General features: G+C 73.5%; 4 protein-coding genes. 3 read left to right on the top strand and 1 reads right to left on the bottom strand.

Annotated elements, in window-relative coordinates:
• Positions 1–224: 224 nt before the first annotated feature.
• The 3 genes from KN815_RS45485 to KN815_RS45475 are packed head-to-tail and all read left to right on the top strand — an operon-like array spanning position 225 to position 4,930.
• Positions 225–1,097 (top strand): alpha/beta fold hydrolase, encoded by an 873-nt coding sequence (locus tag KN815_RS45485; protein ID WP_216347659.1) that lies wholly within the window; start codon positions 225–227, stop codon positions 1,095–1,097.
• 18 nt (positions 1,098–1,115) lie between these two features.
• A complete protein-coding gene (locus KN815_RS45480; protein WP_216347658.1) occupies positions 1,116–3,416 on the top strand; it encodes a CaiB/BaiF CoA-transferase family protein in 2,301 nt (766 codons plus the stop codon).
• Complete coding sequence (locus KN815_RS45475) at positions 3,413–4,930, top strand: AMP-binding protein (RefSeq protein ID WP_216347657.1); 1,518 nt, start codon at positions 3,413–3,415, stop codon at positions 4,928–4,930. Before KN815_RS45480 ends, KN815_RS45475 begins: the two co-directional genes overlap by 4 nt.
• Here KN815_RS45475 and KN815_RS45470 read toward each other — a convergent pair.
• A complete protein-coding gene (locus KN815_RS45470) occupies positions 4,899–5,699 on the bottom strand; it encodes an alpha/beta fold hydrolase (RefSeq protein WP_216347656.1) in 801 nt (266 codons plus the stop codon). The two genes, KN815_RS45475 and KN815_RS45470, sit on opposite strands and share 32 nt — an antisense overlap.
• Between the last annotated feature and the right edge of the window lie 181 nt (positions 5,700–5,880).

Here is a 5,880-nt window from a genome sequence, read left to right as displayed (position 1 = left end):
TTCGCGGCCCCGGCCTTCGCGGCCCCGGCCTTCGCGGCCCCGGCCTTCGCGGCCCCGGCCTTCGCGGCCCCGGCCTTCGCGGCCCCGGCCTTCGCGGACGCGCCTCATCGCGGACACGTTGGACCGGGAGGCTAGCCACCGCCCAAAGGCGGTCACCACGGGACCGGCCCGCTCAGCGGACCGGACCGCTTGGGCGGAGATCACCGGCACCACACCATCGGGGCATGGACCTCATGAACATCCAGAAGCCGCCGGAGGGCGCCCACGCGGAAGCGGACGGCGTCACCTACCACTACATCGAGCTGGGCACGCCGGGCACCAGCCCGACGGTCTTCCTCCACGGCGGTGGCCCCGGATGCACGGGTTGGTCCGACTTCGGACAGGTGGCACCGCTGTTCGCCCAGGACCGCCACTGCTTCCTCGTGGACATCCTTCAGTACGGCAAGTCGGCCAAGCCCGTCATCGAAGGCCCCATGTGGGACTACCACGCCGCCAAGACGGTCGCCCTGCTCGACACCCTGGGCATCGAGCGCGCCGACTTCGTGTGCAATTCCTGGGGCGGCACCATCGCGCTGAACCTGGCCGCGAAGTACCCCGAGCGGGTCCGGTCGCTGACCATCACCGGCAGCATGCCCGTCTTCCACGGCCCGCTGGCCCCGCTGCCCGAGGGCGGCCGGCGCGGCCGCAACGCCCGTGATGTGTACTACGGCGGCACCGGCCCCTCCTGGGAGAAGATGCGGGATCTGATCGCCCGCCTGGAGTGGTACGACGCCGGTGCCGTCCCCGACGACACCGTCACCCTGCGCTACGAGCAGAGCCTCGACCCGGAGGAGACCGCCCTCGCCGGTGCCTCCGACAACCCCCGCGGCGACTGGCAGGACCTCACCGCGGAACTCGGAGCCATCCAGGCCCCCACCCTCTTCATGTGGGGCATGTACGACGCGTTCCTCACCCCCGACTATCCGCTGATGCTCGCCCGCATGGTCCCCAAGGGCAATCTCCACATCATGGACCAGGTCTCCCATCACCTTCAGGAGGAGCGGCCGCACGATTACTACACGGCGGTCACCGGCTTCCTCAACCAGCAGCACGCCTGAACATCCCGCGGAGGAGATGTGAGCAACCCGGCCGTACGCGTCGTCGAACTGTCCAGCCCCTGCACCCGGTTCGCGGGCCGGCTCCTGGTCGGCCTCGGATATGAGGTCGTCCTGGTCGAGCCCGAGGAGGGGGATCCGACCCGGCGGGAACTGAACGGCGACGCGTTCGTCCACTGGCACGCCGGTAAACGGTCCGTGACCCCCGCGTCCCCGGCGGAGCTGCGGCGCCTGGTGGAGGGGGCCGACGTCCTCCTCGACGGGACACCGGACGGTGCGCCGGAGGCCGTCGCGGGCCTGGACCACCTCGTCCATGTCCGCGTCACCCCCTTCGGCACCGTGGGCCCCCGCAGCCACTGGCAGGGCACCGATCTGGTGGTCGCCGCGCTCGGCGGCATGCTCGCGCAGGTCGGCGACCCGGACGGCCCGCCGCTGCGCCTTCCGGAGAACCAGGCGGAGCAGCTCGCCGGGGTGCACGCCGCGATCGCCGCGCTGCTCGGACTGCGGGCGCGGCGCACCGGGCCGGGCCAGCTCGCCGATGTGTCCGCGCAGGCGTGCACGGCCGCCGCACTGGAGGCCGGCACCCTCGCCTATCTGCACGAGGACCGGGTGCCGGGACGCCCCGGCCGGGTGCATCCGCTGGTGCCCCACGGACTCTTCCGGGCCGCCGACGGCTATCTCGGTGGTGGCCTCGGCGGCAGCCCCCGTATGTGGGACGCGCTCCTGGTCTGGCTGCGCGAGGAGGGCGCCGAGGCCGACCTCGCCGAGCCGCGCTGGCAGGACCCGGTGGAGCGCAAGAAGTACCAGGAGCATGTCTTCGAGGTGGTGCAGGACTTCGCGGGCCGGTGGCCGAAGGCCGAGTTCGCCGAGCTCGCCCAGTCTCGGAAGCTGCCCTGGGCGGCCGTCGACCTGCCGCACGAGATGCCCGGCAACCCGCAGCTCGCCGCCCGTGGCTTCTTCCTCCGCGCCGGTGGCCGCACCGACCTGGGCTTCCCCTTCGCGTTCCCCGACGGCCACCGGGTCAAGGAGCTGGACGTCCCGGAGCGGGGCGCGGACCAGCGGCTGCTCCGGGAGCACCGGCCGGCCCCGCGGGTGCCGGCGGCGTCCGCGGAACCCGCGCGGCCCGCTCTGGACGGCATCCGCGTCCTGGATCTGACCTGGGTGCTCGCCGGGCCCTACTGCACCAAGGTGCTCGCCGACCACGGCGCCGATGTCATCAAGGTCGAGTCGCTGGGCCGCCCCGACCCCACCCGGTTCGCGCCCTTCATGCATCTCTCCCGCGGCCCGCACACCGATCCGAACACCAACGGCTACTTCAACGAGGTCAACCGCAACAAGCGCAGCCTGGCCCTGGACACCCGCACCGAGGACGGCATCGCCGTACTGCGCGACCTCATCGCCTCCTGCGACGTCCTGGTGGAGAACTTCAGCGCCACCGTCATGACCAAACTGGGCCTCGGCTACGACACCCTCCGCGAGATCAACCCCCGCCTGGTGTACGTCAGCATGTCCGGCATGGGACACAGCGGCCCGCGCAGCGGCTGGGTGTCGTACGCGGACACCGTGTCGGCCTCCTCGGGGCTCACCGGCCTGACCGGATGGGGCCCGGACGACGTGGTCGGGGTGATCTACGGCCACGGCGACATCGTCGCCGGTCTCCAGGCCGCGCTCGCCACCACCGCCGCGCTGGAACACCGGGAGCGGACCGGGCGCGGACAGCACATCGACCTGTCCCAGCTCGAGGCGATCGCCGCCCATATGGGCACCAGCCTGCTCAACCCCGTCGAGCCCGCCGGGAACAGCGATCCGCGATGGAGCCCGCAGGGCGTGTACCGCTGCCTCGGCGCCGACCGCTGGCTGGCCGTCAGCGTCCGCGACGACACCGAATGGGCCCGGCTGTGCACGGTGATCGGGCACCCGGACCTGGCCACCGACGAACGCACCCGCACCGCGGCCGACCGCGCACACCACGCCGAGCTGGTGGACGAGGCCCTCGCCACCTGGGCCAGGACCCTGCCGGCCGACGCCGCCGCCGAACTCCTCCAGGAGCGGGGCATACCCGCGGGCGCCGTGCAGGACGGCCGCGACCTCGTCGAACAGGACCCGCAACTGCGGGCCAGGGGCTTCTACGTCCGCGCGCAACACCCGGTGGCGGGGGCCTTCCTGCACGAGGGGCCGCCCATCCGGCTCACCCGCACACCGGGCGGCGTCCGCACGGCGGCACCTGTGCTCGGCGCCGACACCGACGATGTGCTGCGCGATGTCGCGGGGCTGCCACCGGAGCGGATCCGCGAACTGCGCGAGCGCGAGGTGCTGCGGTGACCTCCCTGACGATTCCCGGGCTGCTCCACACCGCGGCCCGGGACCACGGGGACCGCCCCTTCCTGCGGATCGGCGACACCGTCCGCACCTACCGGCAGACGCGAGAGGCCGCCGCCACCATGGCGGGGGCCCTCGCGGCCCGGGGCTGCCGCCCGGGGGACCGGATCGCGGCGATGACGGGCAACCGGATCGAACTCGTCGACCTGTTCCTCGGCGCCGCCTGGCTCGGCGCCGAGCTGGTCCCGCTGAACACGGGGCTGCGTGGCAACGGACTGCGGAACGTCCTGGACCAGGCCCGCCCCACCCATCTGCTCGCCGAGGAGGAGACGGCGCAGCGCCTGCGGGCGGCCGGGTACCGGGGGACGCTGTGGCTCGCGGGAGCGGACGATACGCCCCGGCCGGGTCACGGCCCCGCCCTTCCGGCGGCCCCCGTCCGGCCCGGCGACACCGCGTGCGTCCTCTTCACCTCCGGGACCACCGGAACCTCCCGCGGGGTCCGCTGCCCCCACGCCCAGTTCGTCTGGTGGGGGCGCAATGTCTCCGGCGCGCTGCGCCTCACCGCGGACGATGTCCTCTACACCTGTCTCCCGCTGTTCCACACCAACGCCCTGAACGCGCTGGCGCAGGCGATGACCGTGGGGGCGGCGTACACCCTCGCCCCCCGCTTCTCGGCCTCCCGGTACTGGACCGAGGCGGCCGGGGCCGGGGCCACCGTGGTCTATCTGCTGGGCGCCATGGTGCCGATGCTGCTGGCCCAGCCCCCGGGCCCGCACGACCGTGCGCACCGGGCCGTACGCGGACTCTCCCCGGCCACACCGGCCCACGCCTGGCAGCCGTTCCGCGAACGGTTCGGCGTCACCCTGATCGACGGATTCGGCTCCACCGAGACCAACCTCGTCATCGGCACCACCCCCGAGGAACAGCGGCCCGGCTATATCGGCACCCTGCGCGACGGCTTCGACGCCCGCGTCGTGGACGAACTGCTCACCCCCGTCCCCGACGGCACCCCGGGCGAGCTGCTGGTGCGCAGCCACCGGCCGTACGCCTTCGCCACCGGCTACCTGGGCGAACCGGCGGAGCCCGCGGACGTGTGGCGGCGCACGGGGGACCGGGTGGTGCGCGAACCCGACGGCTGGTTCCGGTTCGTGGACCGCATCAAGGACGTCATCCGCCGCCGTGGGGAGAACATCTCCTCCTGCGAGGTCGAGACGGTCGTCCGCAGCCATCCCGCGGTGGCCGACGCGGCCGTTTTCCCGGTGCCGTCCGAGCTGGCGGAGGACGAGGTGATGGTCGCCGTGCTGCCCCGCGCGGGCAGCACCCTCGACCCGGCCGACCTGATCCGCCACTGCGAGCTGGAGCTGCCCCCGTTCGCCGCCCCCCGCTACGTGGACGTCCTGCGCGAGTTGCCGCTCACCGAGACCGGCAAGGTGCGCAAGGCGGCACTGCGGCGGCGTGGTGTCACGGAGACGACCTGGGACCGGGTCACGGCCGAGCCCGGTCCACCCATGCGGTGACGACGTCGGCGAACTCCCCGGGCAACTGCTCCGGCGCCGGTACATGGCCGCCGGGCAGGACCGCGGTCTCGCAGCCGAGCGCCGCCGCGAACTGCTCCAGCGCGGGCAGCGAGTAGTGGTCCTCCGGCGCGCACACGGCGAGCACCGGGGCCGTGATGCGCGCCAACCGCTCCTCCATGAGGTACCGGTACACCGCCTGGTGCCCCTCCTCCACCCGGTCCAGCACGGTCAGCGCGTCGATCACATAGCGGGTCAGCGCGGCCTCCTCGCCCGCCCGGTAGAAGCCGCGGCGCCGGTTCCACAGCTCCACCAGATGCGAGCCGTCCGGCTGCGGGTCGACATGGTCGACCGGCGGGCGCCCGGCAGCCGCCTCGCGCTTGGCCTCGTCGACGAAGGCCGTGGCGGAGAGCAGCAGACTGCTGACGCGGTCGCCCAGCCGGGCCGCCACTTCCACCGCGACCACACCGCCCGTGTGATGGCCCACCAGGTGAAACGCGTCCAGCCCGAGCCCGTCGGCCATCGCCTCCACCCCGTCGGCGAACCGCTCGATCGAGTGCGGCCCCTCCGGCTTGGCCGAGCCGCCGAACCCCACGGTGTCCATGGCGATCGCCCGGTGTGTCCGGCCCACCAGGGGCAGCACAGCGGCGTACTCGGTCCAGGAGCGCGGCGTCTGATGCAGCAGCAGCACCGGCTCGCCGGACCCGCACTCCGCGTAGTGCAACTGCCCGAAGGGGCTGGGCACATAGCCCCGCCGCACCGTGTTCGCCATCGCTGTGAGCCGCCTTCCGATCGACACGAACCGCCCGCCCACTCTCGTCGCCGCCGAGCGGACGGGACCAGGCGAACGGTCCGCTGTCCGGACCCCTCCCGCACGGCGGGCGAGAGAGCGGCGGTGGCCGGCCGGCGGCGCCGGTGGCGGTCTAGCGGCGCCGCGCGCGGCGGCCCGAGCG

The sequence above is a fragment of the Streptomyces niphimycinicus genome, from assembly GCF_018883605.1.
Lineage (GTDB): Bacteria > Actinomycetota > Actinomycetes > Streptomycetales > Streptomycetaceae > Streptomyces > Streptomyces niphimycinicus.
Note: the sequence above shows the minus strand (reverse complement) of the source record. Positions and strands in the feature narration are given on the sequence as shown.

Excerpts from the sequence above, each read along its gene's own strand:
- KN815_RS45470 (WP_216347656.1), bottom strand. The coding sequence starts at position 5,699 with ATGGCGAACACGGTGCGGCGGGGCTATGTGCCCAGCCCCTTCGGGCAG.
- KN815_RS45485 (WP_216347659.1), top strand. The coding sequence starts at position 225 with ATGGACCTCATGAACATCCAGAAGCCGCCGGAGGGCGCCCACGCGGAA.